This window comes from Nocardia sp. NPDC003999, assembly GCF_053604885.1.
The window spans coordinates 208183-223609 of sequence record NZ_JBSGIB010000002.1 but is presented as its reverse complement, the minus strand read 5'-3'; the positions used below and the strand labels follow the sequence as shown (position 1 = coordinate 223609).

General features: G+C 69.5%; 15 protein-coding genes. 8 read left to right on the top strand and 7 right to left on the bottom strand.

Translation table 11 applies throughout. The annotated features are described in order from the left end of the window. Positions 1 to 24: 24 nt before the first annotated feature. On the bottom strand, positions 25 to 744 hold the full coding sequence (locus ACWESM_RS05200) for a DUF4386 family protein (protein ID WP_452490994.1): 720 nt from the start codon (positions 742 to 744) through the stop codon (positions 25 to 27). 58 nt (positions 745 to 802) lie between these two features. Here ACWESM_RS05200 and ACWESM_RS05195 point away from each other — a divergent pair, with 58 nt between their 5' ends. Beyond that, positions 803 to 1522, top strand: a complete 720-nt coding sequence (locus tag ACWESM_RS05195) for a TetR/AcrR family transcriptional regulator (RefSeq protein ID WP_397278575.1) — start codon at positions 803 to 805, stop codon at positions 1520 to 1522. Here the strand turns inward: ACWESM_RS05195 and ACWESM_RS05190 are convergent. The 3 genes from ACWESM_RS05190 to ACWESM_RS05180 form a co-directional block, all read right to left on the bottom strand. After that, complete coding sequence (locus ACWESM_RS05190) at positions 1498 to 2265, bottom strand: MspA family porin (RefSeq protein ID WP_452490993.1); 768 nt, start codon at positions 2263 to 2265, stop codon at positions 1498 to 1500. The two genes, ACWESM_RS05195 and ACWESM_RS05190, sit on opposite strands and share 25 nt — an antisense overlap. Before the next feature lie 374 nt (positions 2266 to 2639). Continuing rightward, positions 2640 to 3881 (bottom strand): hypothetical protein, encoded by a 1242-nt coding sequence (locus ACWESM_RS05185; protein ID WP_397278573.1) that lies wholly within the window; start codon positions 3879 to 3881, stop codon positions 2640 to 2642. A gap of 5 nt (positions 3882 to 3886) precedes the next feature. Beyond that, positions 3887 to 4660, bottom strand: a complete 774-nt coding sequence (locus tag ACWESM_RS05180) for a crotonase/enoyl-CoA hydratase family protein (RefSeq protein WP_397278571.1) — start codon at positions 4658 to 4660, stop codon at positions 3887 to 3889. A 53-nt stretch (positions 4661 to 4713) separates the two neighbouring features. Between ACWESM_RS05180 and ACWESM_RS05175 the strand changes: the two genes are divergently transcribed. Further along, on the top strand, positions 4714 to 5364 hold the full coding sequence (locus tag ACWESM_RS05175; protein WP_356963809.1) for a TetR/AcrR family transcriptional regulator: 651 nt from the start codon (positions 4714 to 4716) through the stop codon (positions 5362 to 5364). Continuing rightward, the gene (locus ACWESM_RS05170) at positions 5351 to 6970 is read left to right on the top strand and encodes an acyl-CoA dehydrogenase family protein (RefSeq protein WP_364428727.1); all 1620 of its coding nucleotides are present in this window, start codon (positions 5351 to 5353) and stop codon (positions 6968 to 6970) included. The genes ACWESM_RS05175 and ACWESM_RS05170 overlap by 14 nt, the downstream gene beginning before the upstream one ends. Before the next feature lie 90 nt (positions 6971 to 7060). Here the strand turns inward: ACWESM_RS05170 and ACWESM_RS05165 are convergent, their stop codons facing one another. After that, positions 7061 to 8218 carry an alpha/beta hydrolase family protein gene (locus ACWESM_RS05165; RefSeq protein WP_355074679.1) on the bottom strand — a complete coding sequence of 386 codons (1158 nt, stop codon included), beginning with the start codon at positions 8216 to 8218 and terminating at the stop codon, positions 7061 to 7063. Between the two features lie 111 nt (positions 8219 to 8329). On the opposite strand from ACWESM_RS05165, the gene ACWESM_RS05160 reads away from it, so the two are divergent. Then, on the top strand, positions 8330 to 8923 hold the full coding sequence (locus tag ACWESM_RS05160; RefSeq protein ID WP_397278569.1) for a TetR/AcrR family transcriptional regulator: 594 nt from the start codon (positions 8330 to 8332) through the stop codon (positions 8921 to 8923). A 10-nt stretch (positions 8924 to 8933) separates the two neighbouring features. Here ACWESM_RS05160 and ACWESM_RS05155 read toward each other — a convergent pair whose 3' ends face one another. Then, a complete protein-coding gene (locus tag ACWESM_RS05155; RefSeq protein ID WP_452490992.1) occupies positions 8934 to 9335 on the bottom strand; it encodes a nuclear transport factor 2 family protein in 402 nt (133 codons plus the stop codon). A gap of 71 nt (positions 9336 to 9406) precedes the next feature. Here ACWESM_RS05155 and ACWESM_RS05150 point away from each other — a divergent pair, with 71 nt between their 5' ends. From ACWESM_RS05150 to ACWESM_RS05140, 3 genes are all read left to right on the top strand, one after another. Continuing rightward, on the top strand, positions 9407 to 10318 hold the full coding sequence (locus tag ACWESM_RS05150; protein ID WP_452490991.1) for a LysR family transcriptional regulator: 912 nt from the start codon (positions 9407 to 9409) through the stop codon (positions 10316 to 10318). Between the two features lie 246 nt (positions 10319 to 10564). Continuing rightward, positions 10565 to 11281, top strand: coding sequence for a nucleoside/nucleotide kinase family protein (locus tag ACWESM_RS05145; RefSeq protein ID WP_452490990.1), 717 nt, complete (start codon positions 10565 to 10567; stop codon positions 11279 to 11281). Between the two features lie 82 nt (positions 11282 to 11363). Beyond that, entirely contained in the window at positions 11364 to 11912 is a 549-nt protein-coding gene (locus tag ACWESM_RS05140) for a potassium channel family protein (protein WP_364428743.1), read from the top strand. A gap of 19 nt (positions 11913 to 11931) precedes the next feature. Here ACWESM_RS05140 and pgi read toward each other — a convergent pair whose 3' ends face one another. Then, a complete protein-coding gene (gene pgi / locus ACWESM_RS05135) occupies positions 11932 to 13569 on the bottom strand; it encodes a glucose-6-phosphate isomerase (RefSeq protein WP_364428746.1) in 1638 nt (545 codons plus the stop codon). Positions 13570 to 13782: 213 nt separating this feature from the next. Here pgi and ACWESM_RS05130 point away from each other — a divergent pair, with 213 nt between their 5' ends. Then, the gene (locus tag ACWESM_RS05130) at positions 13783 to 15240 is read left to right on the top strand and encodes an NAD-dependent succinate-semialdehyde dehydrogenase (protein WP_364428749.1); all 1458 of its coding nucleotides are present in this window, start codon (positions 13783 to 13785) and stop codon (positions 15238 to 15240) included. Positions 15241 to 15427 lie beyond the last annotated feature (187 nt).

Sequence of the window (15427 nt, the reverse complement as noted above, 5' to 3'; positions counted from 1 at the left end):
CGGCCGCTCGAGTTTTCGTGCGCGTCACAGCGGGTGCGGCGCGTCGATCGGCTGCGCGGGCGTGGACTCGTGGCGGACCGCCGAGGCGGCTGGACGGCAGGCGAGCAGCGCCGCGAAGGCCAGCAGCCAGATGCTCCACAGCACATAGCCCACGAAGTTGGTCTGCGCCATGAGCGGGATGTCCAGCGGGACGAGTACTCCGCTGAGCACCAGGACGGCGCAGACGTAACCGAGCACGCTCCACGCCGCGGGCATTCTGTGCCGCAACGCGATGGCGACCAGGGCCGTCCACGCGGCGGTGAGGGTGTATCCGGCCGTCTCGCCGAGGCCGGTGCCGAGCGCCGCGCCCAGCACCTCGAAAGTGCGCACGGCCGAGGAGCCGGGGCCTTCCTCGGCGGCCCGCGCCGCCAGCGCCGGAACCGCGACGGGCCAGCGCAGCAAGCCGATCGCCTGCACGGCGGCGGCCGCGACGCCCGCCGCGACGGCGGCGCGCATGGCCGGTGTGCGGTCCAGCTTGCCGATCAGCACCGCCAGCGGCGCCAGTGCGGCGGCTGCGACGGCCAGCACGACGAACCAGGCGACGACGGCGCTTTGGTTGTGCCGGAACAGGGTGAGCACTTCGGCCGCGGGTTCGCGTAACACGTGCGGATAGTCGAAGGCCGAGCCGAGTCCGGCGAAGGCGACGTTCAGGGTGATCGGCGCGGCCACCAGCAGGGCGATGGCGGGCCAGGGGCGTGCGGGCATGGCGTCTCAATTCTGACTGTACGGGGTACAGGTAGCTGTACGGGGTACAGTCAACCGCGTGGCAACGGCGAAGTCAACACCAGGAGAACGCAGGACCAGGCCCGAGCGACGGGCGTTCAGCGACACGCAGATCGTCGATGCCGCCATGGAACTCATGGACGAGGGCGGTGTCGCCGCGGTGTCGATCCGATCGGTCGCGACTCGGCTGGGCGTGAATCCGAACGCGGTCTACACCTACGTCGCGAGCCGGGCCGACCTGGAGCGCGCGGTGGTCGAACGGGTGCTCGGAGCGGTGCCGGTCGCCGTGCTCGCCGACCCGGGCGTCGAACCCCGCGCGGCCGTCCTGGAATTCGCCCGTGGACTACGAACCGAGGTGCGGAGACATCCCGCGGTGGCGGGGTTGATGATGAGCGCGCCCATGGACGGCGACGCCGCACGAGACGTCGGGGAGGCGTTGCTGAACTGTCTGGCCAGAACCGGCCTCTCCGAGGAGGACTGCGCCCGCGCGGCCTACGCCGTGATGGTCCAGGTCATCGGCTCGCTCGCCATGGAAGTCGCGGAAACCGACGGAAGACCACCGCTGGCGCCGGAATCCGAGCGGATCGCCGGTCGCGCGGCCGCGTTCGACACCGTCGACGGTGATCGTTGGCCGCGCACCCGGGCGAGTGCAGCCGTACTGGCGCAATGGATCTCGGACGCGCAGTTCGACTGGGGACTGCGCGCGCTGCTGGACGGATTGGTGCGGCGCGACGGTCAGAACCAGAACGGGGCACCATAGCCGGTCGTTTGCGCGGTTGCCCTTTTCGAATCGGCCCGTACGGTGACAAAAGGCATGGCCGAGGCCGGTGAAAGGCAACCGCTGACATTCAACGGGGTATTCGTGTGCGCGAAAGTGTAAGGGAATTCGGATTCCCCGTCGATTTCCGCCGCGCCGACCACCGCCGCCGTGACCGAACCGGGGGCCAGATTCACCGCGAGTTCGCCGGCGACGCCCGCCTCGACGCCGATACTGGGCTGGATGGCGACGGCGGCGCCGACGCTGACGCTCGGCGGCGCCATCAGTTGCAGGGAGGGCATCATCATGTGCTGATCGGGCATGTTCATCTGCAAGGAGGGCGCCTCCCAGGTAAGGGACCCCTCCAGGCCGAAGGAGGGCGCGATCCCGGCGTTGATTCCGACGCTGGGTGAGATACCGATCGAGATGCCGTTGGAGATGTCGACCGCGCAGCCGACCAGATATCCGACGGCGATCTCTCCGCCGCGCAGCGCCGTGGGGCCGTCGAGAGACACCGAGAAGTCTCCGGATACCCGCACCGAGTGCACGAACGGAATTCCCGGCGCGATGTCACCGGCGGCCGCGAAGTTGTTGGCGTTCGCCGACGCGATCAGATGCAGTCCACCGGCGTTGATCTCTCCTGGCGCGGCGCCCGCTGCGGAATCGGAAACAGCGAAAGCGCCGGTAGCGGTCACCACCACCGCGATGATCGCGGCGAGAGTACGCGAATGCCTTCGGTTCATCATGCTCCAGTCGAGTATCGATGGAATCGGAACTTCTTGCGCGAAACGGACTTGCACGGCAAATGGGTCGTCGCGGCCCTCGCTCGGCATACGCCGCAGACTTTATCGGGCAGTGCCGCCGACGACGGTGATCCTGCCGACACGGCGAGTCGGCCGACCCGACCGATCGCGGTCGTCGGCATTCGCGCGAATCGCCGTGACCGGCGAGCGAAACTATCGGATTTCATACCAGGTCGACAAAACTCACCGCTGTTCGCCGAAATTTTGCGCGTGTCGTTTGAACTCACCGCGCGAAAATCCGTGAGTCGGCTGCGCGCCCGTGGATATGCCCGCCCTCGGCGGGCGCGCCCGTGGCTCGGCGCGTCAGTTCGCGGGATTCACCACGCGGATGCGTGCAAGCCCGCGGATTTCGCCGCGCGCACCGCCAGTTCGCGCAGCACACCGGCGGACTCGATCCGCTCCGGGTCGAGCGAGACCAAGCTCAGCACGTAATCGTCGCCGATACGGCAGAGGTAGCCCGAGAGTCGGGTGCGGGGCAGTCGCGAACTGGTGAGGCCGGGATGGATGGCGCGAGCGGCGACGCCGGTGCAGCGGTGTGGGCCGAGTTCGAGCAACGAGGCCGGGAGCGTGCCGATATTGGAGCACAGAACGTCCCGTTCGCCCGCACCTTTGGACAGTGCGTAGGCCCAGCGGTCCGGAATCACCTGGAGGAGTTCTTCGGGCATGTCGTTCGGCGCGGACATGCGGTGCTCATAGGCGGAACGGGCCAGCGCGCGGATTGTCGCCGGGGTGTCGGCGCGGGTGATCGCGATGCGCGTCATGGCGAGATCGTTGTCGACGCGGGGTTCGTCGCGGGTGTCGACGGGCAGACTGGTCTCGATCGTGTCGCCGGGAAACCCGCTGTCCCAGAGCACGCTCGCGACGAGGTGGATGAACAGGCTGTTGGCCGTGCCGCCGTCGCGCGCCGCCACGCGATCCCACTCCGCGGCCGGGCATTGCAGGATCGCGCTGTGCGTCGCGTTGTCGGCCCTGCGCGTCCGCTCGTCCCGGCTCGGCGCGGCGGGTTGCCGCGGAACTCCGTGCCGTAGCGCCGCCGCGGTACCGCGCAGGACGATCGACCACTGGCGGCGGGCGTCGGCCCAGTCCGATTCCCGTGCGGAGAGATCCGCCGGACGTACCCGAGCGCCGCCCAGGGCGTCGTCCACCGCGAGCACCAGCGCGCGCCCGTCGGCCAGCACGTGCGAGCACGTGAGGGAGACGACCGAACCACCGTCATCCAGCGCCGCGGTCGAAAGCCGCCACCCAGGGCCGTATTCCGGATCGAGCCCGGCGCCCTGCGCGTCGGCCCAGTCGAGCAGGTTCGTGACCGGGAGGACGCCCTCGGCGCGGCGTATCGGATACGCCCGGACATTCGGCCGCCAGGCCCGGCGAGCTCCCGGCACGCGCGGGCGAACCACTCTGCGTCCCAACGGGCCCGACCGCAACGCCTCGTGCACCCGCACCAGCAGTGCGGGGTCCACCCGGTCGGCTGTCCGCCACAGCCCCTGCAAGGCGATCGGCGTGCCGAGCCCCCGGTGGCCACGCAGGAAGATCTCGTCGACGACGCTCAGCCGGCCCATGAGGCTCAGGCGCGAGCGCCGTGCCGGCCCGCGCCGGCCGCGAAGCGCTGCGCGCCGTCCAGCGCGCCGTCGGCCAGCGCCGTCAGCCCGTGGCGGAACTCGTTGCGCAGCGCGGACTCCTCGGTCATCCCCTCCTGCTCCAGCATCGACATCCGGTCCGAGCGCAGGCAGGTCTGCGGCAGCGCGGCCAGTTCGGCGGCAAGCGCCTCCGCCGCGCGGCGGGCTTCGCCGGTGGGCACCACGCGATTCACCAGCCCGATTCGCAGCGCCTCCTCGGCGGCGACCGCGCGGCCGGTGAGCACCAGGTCCATGGCGCGGCCCGCGCCGATGATCTGCGGCAGCCGGACAGTGCCGCCGTCGATCAGCGGGACGCCCCAGCGGCGGCAGAAGACGCCGAACGTGCTGTCCTGTTCGGCGACCCGCAGATCGCACCACAACGCGAGCTCGAGCCCGCCCGCCACCGCGTAGCCGGAGACCGCGGCGATCACCGGCTTGGACAGCCGCATCCTGGTCGGTCCCATCGGGCCGTCACCGTCCTCGGCGGCCCGGTTGGAGCGCTCGGTACCGAGTGCCTTCAGGTCGGCTCCCGCGCAGAAGGTGCCGCCGTCGCCCCACAGCACCGCGACCGCCGCATCGGGGTCGGCGTCGAACTCACGGAAGGCGTCGGCCAGCGCCGCGGCGGTCGGCCCGTCCACGGCGTTGCGTGCTTCGGGCCGGTGCAGGATCACGGTCGTCACGGGGCCGTTGCGTTCGATGAGTACCGTCACGCGCTCGACCATACGCCGTAAAAGCACCCTTGTGTGAAGAAATGAATTCATGCTTCACTTCTTGGGTGGCCTACCGCAGAACTCCCGCTGTGCAGGCCCGCCTGGACGCTCAGGCGGGGCTGATCGTGCAGGCCGCGACGAAGGTGCTTTCGCGCGGCGGCTACGCCGCGCTGTCCATGGCGGCGGTCGCGACCGAGGCGGGCTTGGCCACCGGCACCGTCTACAAGAACTTCGACGGCAAGTCCGCGTTGGTGCGGGCGGTGTTCCGGAAGGTGGTCGCCCGCGAGGTCGCCGCCGTGGCCGCGGCGGGCGCGCTCGGAACGGCCGTCGAGCGGGTCACCGCGGCCGTGGAGACCTTCGCGGGCCGCGCGCTGAAGAACCCGAACCTGGCCTACGTGCTGCTCGCCGAGCCGGTCGACGCGGCCGTGGACAGTGAACGCCTGCACTTCCGGCGGGCGTTCGCCGAGACCTTCGAATCGGCGGTGGCCGAGGGCATCGCGCGGGGCGAGATCCCGCCGCAGGACCCGAGGATCAGCGCGGCCGCGTTGGTCGGCGCGATCGGCGAGGTGCTGGTCGGGCCGCTCGCCGACGCGCCGCACGGCGAATCCGTCGTCCCCGAACTCACCGCTTTCGCGATGCGCGCACTCGGCGTGCGCGACGACCCGGGCGCGGGTGGCGCCCGGCTGGAAACAGGAGTGTCAGATGCAGACGCATGAAGTCTTCAACCAGGTGCCCGACATCGTGCCGTTCGACGTGTCGCGAAATCCGGCGCTGCTCGAGGGCCTGCACCGGGAAGGGGCGGGCTGGGCGGAAGCCGAAGTGCGAGAACTGGGCGCGCTCGCAGGCGGCGCGCAGGCGCAGGAGTGGGGCAGGCTGGCCAACGAATACCCGCCGGTGCTGCGCACGCACGACCGTTACGGGCACCGCATCGACGAGGTCGAGTTCCATCCGCACTGGCACGACCTGATGCGCGTGGCCGTCGAGCACGGCCTGCACGGCGCCCCGTGGCTGGACGACCGGCCGGGCGCGCACGTGGCGCGTGCGGCGAAGTTCTACACCTGGGGCACCGCCGACGCGGGCCACATGTGCCCGATCTCGATGACCTACGCGGTGGTCCCCGCGTTGCGGCACAACCGGGAACTGGCGGCGAAATACGAGCCGCTGCTCGGCTCCCGCGTCTACGAATTCGGGTTGCGTGAGCCGTCCACCAAGGCCGGGCTGATCGCGGGCATGTCGATGACCGAGAAGCAGGGCGGCTCGGACGTGCGCGCCAACACGACCACCGCGACGCCGCAGCCGGACGGCTCCTACCGGATCGTCGGCCACAAGTGGTTCACCTCCGCGCCGATGTCGGACATGTTCCTCACCCTGGCGCAGGCGCCCGGCGGCCTGTCCTGTTTCCTGCTGCCCCGGGTGCTGCCGGACGGCACCCGCAACCCGATCCGCATCCAGCGACTGAAGGACAAGCTGGGCAACAAGTCCAATGCCTCTTCGGAGATCGAGTACGAGAACGCCTCGGGCTGGCTGGTCGGCGCTGAGGGCGCGGGCGTCAAGACCATCATCGAGATGGTGAACATGACCAGGCTGGACTGCGTGATCGGCTCCGCGACCGGTATGCGGGCGGGCGCGGTGTACGCCGTGCACCACGCGCGGCACCGGAAAGTGTTCGGCGCCGAGCTGATCGACCAGCCCGCCATGCGCAACGTGCTGGCCGACCTGGTGATCGAGTCCGACGCCGCGACCACCGTCATGATGCGGCTGGCCGGGGCCACCGACCGGGCGGGCGGCGATCCGGCCGAGGCGGCACTGCGGCGCATCGCGCTCGCGGTCACCAAGTACTGGGTGTGCAAGCGGGCGCCCGCGCATGCGGCCGAGGCGCTGGAATGCTTCGGCGGCAACGGATATGCCGAGGAATCCGGTATGCCACGGCTGTACCGGGAGGCGCCGCTGATGTCGATCTGGGAGGGGTCGGGCAATGTCGCCGCGCTGGACGCGCTGCGTGCCATGGGGCGTCAGCCGGAGACGGTCGAGGCGTACTTCAACGAAGTGTCGCTCGCCAAGGGCGAGAATCCGCGCCTGGACGACGCGATCGCCCGGGTCGGCAAGGAGTTGTCGGATCTCAACGACATCGAGTACCGCGCGAGGCGCGTCGTCGAGCTGATGGCGCTGGTGCTGCAAGGCGCGCAGCTGGTCCGGCACGGTCATCCCGCCGTCGCCGACGCGTTCTGCGCGACCCGGCTCGGCGACGACTGGGGCATCGCGTTCGGCACGCTGCCCACCGGCGTCGACACCGGCGCGATCATCGAACGGGCATTCGTCTGAGCTTGCCGAGCAACCGGGGACCGGTTCGGGTGAAGCGGTCCCCGGAGGCGAGGTGTCCGAATCGGCCCAGGAGTCCCCGCGCCGCAGATCTCAGAGGGCGTCGAGCCAGGTGAACATGTGGTGGAGCAGGGTGGAACGGGCGCCATAGGCGCAGTGCTCCCCGGCGCCATCGACACTATGCAGGGGAACCAACGTTGTGGGGCAGGTCAATTCGCGGTGTAGGCGCTCGGGCTGGCCCGCGAAGAAGTGGTCGTTGTCCGGGGCGAAGATGAGGGTGGGCGCCGTGATGCGATCGGCGAGGCCGTCGAGGGTGTATTCCCTTGTGCGGCGCAGGTATTCGGAAATGGTGGCGGTGCCGAAGGACCACGGGCCGTTGCGCAGCGCCCACCGTGTGCCGGTGTGGTTGGCCATCATCAGATGCGCGACCGGATCCGCGACGTCATCGCGGCCTGCCATGACCCACTCGGCGGCGACGGCCGGGATGCTCGCGAAGTTCACGTCGTAGTAGCTGTAGATGCCGCCGTCGAGAATCAGCCCGGCGACGCGGTGTTCGAAGGCGGCGGCCCGCGGGGTCAGGAAGCCGCCCAGGCTGTAGCCGTACAGGTAGACGTGCTCGGCGTCCACTTCTGCCCGCGTCAACGCGTAGTCCACGACCGGGGTGAGGACCGCTTCCCAGTCGGGGCGGAAGAACAATCGCTGATGCCGCAACGCGGCACCCTGGCCGGGGCCGTCGTAGGCGAGGACGTTGTAGCCGCGCGGCAGTGCCGCGGCCGCGAGGGCGAAGTACGCCTCCTCGGCCGGGGAATCGAAGCCGCTGGTGAGAATGATGGTCGGCCGGGGTGCGCCGGAGTCGTCGGCCAGGAACAGCAGGCCGGGCAGATGGGTGTCCTGGTAAGGGATCTCGACTGCCTCAACGGGCGTGTCCATGAGTTGGGCGGCTTCGGCGAAGGTGTCCTGGGCCCGTGCGAACAGGTCCTTCGCGACGGGATCGTCGAACGGATCGTCGCGGCGGAAGAACTCGGCGGTGCGGTAGTAGTTCGAGGCGCGCAGCAGCGCCTGTCTACCTCCGAGCGCGCGCGCCCGGTCTCCCGCGACGGTCCACTGTGTGCACCATGCCTCCTCGTCACCGTCGGGAACGGCGCGTGCGACAGCCAGCACCTCGCCGAGATCGGCGCCGCCGAACTCGGCGAAGCAGGCGGTCCGCAGCGCCTCGAAGGCAAAGGACTCGTCATCGAACAGGAACTTCACCGGAATCTCCTACGTCTATCCGACTACGTCAACACGATGGCGTATCGACGTTGAAACCGTAGATTACAACTACGTGTAAACGCAACCGTATCGTCGTGGCATGATGGGGGCATGACAGCCGAACGACGCCGTCCCGCCGGGGCCGCCGTAATGCAACCGCAGGTGACGGAGGCCATCACCGAAGCGGTGCTCGCCGAATTGGCGGAGGTCGGCTACGGCCGGCTCTCGATGGAGGCGGTGGCGCGGCGGGCCGGCGTCAGCAAGCCGACGGTCTACCGGCGTTGGCGATCGAAGGAGGAGATGGTGACCGCTCTCGCCTCGACTCTGGCGGTCGCGGCCGCCGAGACTCCGGACACCGGCACCCTGCGCGGTGATGTCCGGGCCTATCTGGAGTCGGCGGCGGGCATGCTGTCCCATCCGTTGGCGGCCAGGGTCATTCCCGATCTGTTGGCGGAGGCATCGCGCAATCCGACACTGGCGCAGTCGCTTCTGGTCGGTGCGCGGGACACGCGGCGCGAGCGGGCCGCCGATATGCTGCGGCGGGCTATCGCCCGTGGCGAGCTGCCCGTGGATCTGAACCTCGATCTGGCGCTGGACATGCTCGCCGGACCGCTTTATTGGCGGCTGATGATCGTGGGAATTCCGATCGAGCCGGACTATCTGGGCCGGCTCACCGACCTGCTCATCGCGGGTTGGCGAGGCTGAGTCCTGCCTCTCAGGCGGGGCGGGTCAGCACGCGTTCGACCAACGCGGTGTCGCAGTACTCGACCACCTCGCGCAGCTTCCCGTCGGCGACCCGAAAGACGAAGCAATAGGTCTGGTTGTAGGTCTCCCCGCGCGTGGTCACGGCCTCGGCGCGGGCCTGCACGACGACGCGGTCGTCGGCTGCGACGATCGTGTCCGCGGCCGAGCGGTATGCGGTGAACTGAGCCATCAGCGGACGCAGGAGTCCTTCCAGCACAGCTGATTTCGGCTGCCACGTACCGCTCCAGGACCAGTCGCCGGGGAAGACCCAGCGGAAGTCGTCGGCCATGGCGTCGCTGAGTGCGCGGGTGTTGCCGAGGGACATCTGCTCGAAGATCTCGGTGAGCAGCTTCTTGTTGTCGAGCGCGGTCATGCCCACGACGCTAGGGCCGCCCACGGTATGCGACAAGCGACTGTCTTGCATATGTGGTATGAGAATTGCGCATGGATGAGTTCACCGTCTCCGGTCTCCGCGTGGTGCGGGAAGCCGCTGCCTGCGGGTCCTTCTCGACGGCCGCGGAGAACCTCGGTTACACCCAGTCCGCGGTGTCCAGGCAGATCGCGCTCATGGAGCGGGCGGCGGGCCGCGCGCTGTTCGAGCGACACGCCCGCGGCGTGCAGCCCACCGAGGCGGGGCGGATCGTGCTGCGGCACGCGGACGTGATCCTCGGCGAACTGGAGCAGGCCCGGCACGACATCCGTCATCTCACGGCGCGCCCGGCGGGCCGCCTGCGCGTCGGTGCGTTCTCCACCGCGATGGCCGCCTTGGTGCCCGGGGCGATCTCCGCGACCCGTGACCGGCAGGTGCGGATCTCGCTGCGCGAGGGGCTCAGTCCCAGACTGCTCACCGCCGTCTCGCGCGGACGCCTCGACCTCGCCGTGGTGACCGCGCCGGACCCCTTGCCCTCCGGCGTGGAGATCGAACCCCTGGTGGACGATCCGTTGCTGGTCGCGGTCCCGCCCACGCATCCGCTCGCGGGCGCCACCAGCGCGACCCCCGAGGTATTGCGCGATGAGCGATGGATCGCGGGCAGCCAGGAGCCGTCCGCCACCCTCCTCGGTGCTTGGCGCGATCCGGACTGGGAGCCGGACATCGCGTTCGTCGCGCGTGATTGGTTCGCCAAACTCGGTCTCGTCGCGGCCGGACTCGGTATCACGGTGGTCCCCGGCATCGCCGTCCCCGTGCTGCCGCCGACCGTCGCGCTGCTGCGCATCGACCACCCCGCCGCGGTTCGGCGCACGGTCATCGCGCATCGTGCCGACCGCGGAGCCGCCGATTCGCGCGGTGCGTTCGCCGAAGCGCTGCGCGACCGAGCGGCCGACTTGTCCGCCCAGGTACGCCAGCGCCTTCGCTGATCGCCGCGTTGTTCTCGTGGACCGGAACCACGGGGGCAGCGCCACGAACGGACACGGCGACAAGCCCGCGCCGCATACGCTTCCGCTCCCGCCCTCCTGGAGCGTGATCCGCGCCTTGCCCAGCTGGAGCCGGGCAAGCGCGCGCGGCGTCACTCTGTGGACGAGTGTGGATACCTTTGCGAGGCGCGAGCGCCGGTCAGCGGAAGTGGCGATCCGAAGCGGTGGACCGCCGGTAGTGTGGCGGCGGTGGCAGGGCAGTTCGTCGACAGACCGTTGAGCTGGCTGGTCCGGCGGGTGCTGGATCGGGCCGCGCGGGGAAGGTATCTGCTCGGCATCACGGGGCCGCCCGGCGCGGGCAAATCCGCCTTGTCGATCGCGTTGCGCGACGCGATCAATACCGAGGCGGGCGGAGCGGTCGCCGAAATCGCGCCCATGGACGGATTCCACCTGTCCAACGACGTCCTGCGGGCGGCAGGAAGCCTTGCGCGCAAAGGTGAGCCGGACACCTTCGACGTCGACGGTTACGTTTCGGAGCTGCGCCGCCTGCGCACCACGCCGGTAGGCGAGCCGGTGCCGTGGCCCACCTTCGACCGGTCCATTGATGCCCCGGTTCCCGGTGGCGTGGTGTTCGACCGGCAGTCCATCGTCCTCACCGAGGGCAACTACCTACTGCTCGATGACTTCGGGACGCGGCGGTGGTCCGCGGTTCGCCCATTGCTGGACGAGTGCTGGTACCTGGACGCCGCGCGCGACGTGATCGCGAATCGCCTGCTGGACCGGCACATTCGCGGTGGCCGCACCCCCGCGGCGGCACACGACAAAGTGCACCACAGCGACTTGCGCAACGCTGACCTGGTCGCGACCACCCGCGAGCGCGCCGACCTCTTGCTGCGCTGGCATGCGGGAGGCTATGCGGTGGCCGGTCCGCCCCGGGCATCAGCAGTCGATCCGAGCATCTCGTAGCCGACGCATCCCTGGGATCGCAACGCGCATCGTCCGGCGCGTGCGGCGTCTCTTGCGCTCCACCTGGGCCGATGATGGAGGAATGACGGAGAATCGCGCAGTCGGCAGGTTGTCGCGTGCCTTGCACAACCTGCTGGCCGTGGTGTGCGCTCTGCTGTTCTACTACTTCCTGCCGCTGAAGGCTTTGCATCTGGGCCGGTTGTCCGGCGTGTCGGCGCTGCTCGCGTTCGTCGTCGGCGTCGCGGGCTTGATCTGGCTGGCCCGGTGGCGCATCCGGCGGTACATCATGGATCCGCGCGCGACCGTCGGGCGCATCAACGACGTGCTGCTCGTGGTCTGTGTCGTCGTCACGTTCTTCGCCCTGTACTACTACGTGCTGGAATCGCGCGCACCCGGCCAGTTCGAGGGCCTGCACACGCGGACCGACGCGCTCTACTACACGGTGGTCACGCTGGGCACGATCGGCTACGGCGACGTGCACGCGGTGGGGGACGCCGCGAAGGTGGCCACCATGGTGCAGGTCGCCTTCGACCTGGGCGTCATCGGCATCCTGATCGCGATATCGACCTCACACATCATCCAGCAGTTGAACGAGGCGCAGCGCAACCGTCCGACGGGCGGCGGCGACTAGCGCCGAGCGTCGCACGCGATCAGCGGTTGGCGCGGTACCAGCGAATGAGCGAATCGGTCGACGAGTCGTCCTGCGGTTCGGGGTCTTCCGCCGACGTGAGCAGCGGCGCCAAGGCGAGCGCCTGCTGTTTGCCGAGTTCGACACCCCACTGGTCGAAACTGTCGATGCCCCAGATCGTGCCCTCCACGAACACCTGATGCTCGTAGAGCGCGATCAGCTGACCGACGACCGACGGGGTGAGTCGCGGCGCGAGGATGGTGGTGGAGGGACGGTTGCCCGGCATCACCTTGTGCGGCACGATCGCCGGATCGGTGCCCTCGGCGGCGATCTCCTCAGCGGTCTTCCCGAAGGCGAGCACTTTGGTCTGCGCGAACAGATTGCTCATCAGGATGTCGTGCATGCTGCCGGTGCCGTCGCTGGTCGCCAGATCGTCGGTGGGCTGGGCGAATCCGATGAAATCCGCCGGAATGAGGCGGGTGCCCTGGTGCAGCAATTGGTAGAAGGCGTGCTGGCCGTTGGTGCCCGGCTCGCCCCAGAAGATCTCGCCGGTGGAGGTGGAGACCGGGGTGCCGTCGGCGCGGACCGACTTCCCGTTCGACTCCATGGTCAACTGCTGGAGGTAGGCGGGAAAGCGGGCCAGATCGTTCGAGTACGGCAGCACCGCATGCGATTCCGCCCCGAAGAAATTCGAGTACCAGACACCGAGCAGGCCGAGCAGCACCGGAGCGTTCGCCTCCAGCGGCGCCTGGGCGAAGTGCCGATCCACCGCGTGCATACCGGCGAGGAACTCCGCGAAGCGCTCCTTGCCGACGGTCGCCATCACCGACAGGCCGATCGCGGAGTCCACCGAGTAGCGGCCGCCGACCCAGTCCCAGAAACCGAACATGTTCGCGGTGTCGATCCCGAACCTCGCGACCCGCTCGGCATTGGTGGACACCGCGACGAAGTGCTTGGCCACGGCGTCCTCACCGAGCGCGGCGACCAGCCAGCGCCGGGCCGCGGTCGCGTTGGTGAGCGTCTCCAGGGTGGAGAAGGTCTTGGACGCGACGATGAACAGGGTGGTGGCCGGGTCGAGCCCGGCCAGCTTCGCGACCAGGTCGGCGGGATCGACGTTGGAGACGAACCTGGCGCCGATGCCCGCGTCCTCGTAGTGCCGCAGCGCCTGGTGCACCATGACCGGACCCAGATCCGATCCGCCGATGCCGATGTTGACCACCGTCGTGATGCGCTCGCCGGTCGCTCCCCGCCACGCGCCGGAGCGCAGCGCGTCGGTGAACTCGCCCATCCGCCGCAGCACCTCGTGCACCTCGGCGCCCGCGTCGACGCCGTCGATGACCATGGTCTCGCCTTCGGGCAACCGCAGCGCGACGTGGCCGACCGCGCGGTCCTCGGAGGTGTTGATGTGCTCGCCACGGAACATCGCGTCGCGACGATCGGGCACGCCCGCCTCGCGCGCCAATTCCACCAGCAGATGCAGTGTTTCGCGGTTCACGCGGTGCTTGCTGTAGTCGATGCGCAGGTCCGCCACCTGGACGGTCAGCTCGCTGCCCCGGGCCGGGTCGTCGGCGAAGAACTCCCTCAGGTGTCGTCCCGCGACGGTGCCGTGGTGATCGTGCAGTTTCCGCCATGCCGCCGTCGCGGTGATGTCGCTGCTCACGTTCGCCGAGACTACAAGCAGGCACCGCCGCGCGCACGGCTGCGGGCGCGGAAGTCGGTCGAATCGGCGTCGAAGGTGGACACCCGTTGCCACACCGGACTTACCCCGACCGTGCACACGAGGGCGCAACGCGCGAGCCCATGCGGTGGACGTGGGTCCGATCCGGGGTCCGCGTCCGTTCCAGGATGAGGTCTCGCGGCATAGGCTGGCCGCATGGTGTCCGAACGTGAACTTCTCGAATCCGTGCCGACGCAGTTGTGGATCGGAGGGCGGGCCGTCGACGCCACCGGTGCGGGTACCTTCCCGGTGCACAATCCGGCGACCGGGGAGGTGCTGGCGAACGTCGCGGACGCGACGCCGGAGGACGCGCTGCGCGCGCTCGACGCGGCCGTCGCGGTGCAGGACGAGTGGGCGGCCACGCCCGCCAGGGAGCGCGGGGAGGTCCTGCGCGCGGTGTTCGAGCGGATCACCGCCAGCGCGGAGGAGTTCGCCCTGCTGATGACCCTGGAAATGGGCAAGGCGCTGCCGGAGAGCCGCAACGAGGTGCGCTACGGCGCCGAATTCTTCCGCTGGTTCAGCGAGGAGGCCGCCCGCGTGCACGGGCGCTATCTGCACGCGCCTTCGGGCACCGGCCGGATCATGGTGCACAAGCAGCCGGTCGGCCCATGTCTGGCGATCACGCCGTGGAATTTTCCGCTCGCGATGGGGACGCGCAAGATCGGCCCCGCGCTGGCGGCGGGCTGCACGATGATCGTCAAGCCCGCCTCGGCGACGCCGCTGACCATGCTGCTGCTCGGCAAGCTGTGCAGCGAGGCGGGACTGCCCGACGGCGTGCTTTCGGTGCTCACCTCCAGCCACTCCGGCGCGGTGACCCAACCGTTGATCGACGACGCCCGGCTGCGCAAACTCACCTTCACCGGCTCCACCGAGGTGGGCAAGAAGCTGGTGGAGAAATCCGCGAACCGGTTGCTGCGCACCTCGATGGAACTCGGCGGGAACGCGCCGTTCGTGGTGTTCGCCGACGCCGACGTCGATGCCGCGGTGCAGGGCGCGATGTTGGCGAAACTGCGCAACGGCGGCGAGGCGTGCACCGCCGCCAATCGCTTCCACGTGCACAACAGCGTGCTCGAGGAGTTCACCACCAAGCTGGTCGAGGCGATATCCAGCAGTGTGCGGCTCGGGCCGGGCGCCGACCCGGACACGACGCTGGGCCCGCTGATCAACGAGGAGCAACTGCGCACGGTCGGCGAATTGGTCGACGACGCCGTCGCGAAGGGCGCACAGGTGCTGATCGGCGGCAAGGCGCCCGACGGCCCCGGCTGGTACTACCCGGCCACCGTGCTGCGCGACGTCCCGCCGCAAGCCAGGATCCTGCGCGAGGAGGTCTTCGGCCCGGTCGCGCCGATCGTCGGCTTCGACACCGAGGAAGAGGGGCTCGCCGCCGCCAACGACACCGAATTCGGGCTGGTCAGCTACGTCTACACCCGCGACCTCGATCGCGCGCTGCGGATCGCCGAGGGTTTGGAATCCGGCATGGTGGGCGTCAACCGCGGCGTCATCTCCGACCCCGCCGCCCCCTTCGGCGGCGTCAAGGAGTCCGGCTTCGGCCGGGAGGGCGGCACCGAGGGCATCGAGGAATACCTCTCCACCAAATACATCGCGCTCACGTGAGAGCGTGCCGCGGATTCCGCGCCACTGAAGGCGATCGATCGCGCACCTGAGGGTCGAATCCGGCCTGTCGGCGCCGACCCGCGCAGCCCCCCTGCTTTCCGGGGGACGACTTCGTCGATCATCGACACTAGCCTCTACCTGAGGTCCGAGGAGGCGGCGAAGGGGCTGATTGTGAGAAGGTGCGGGT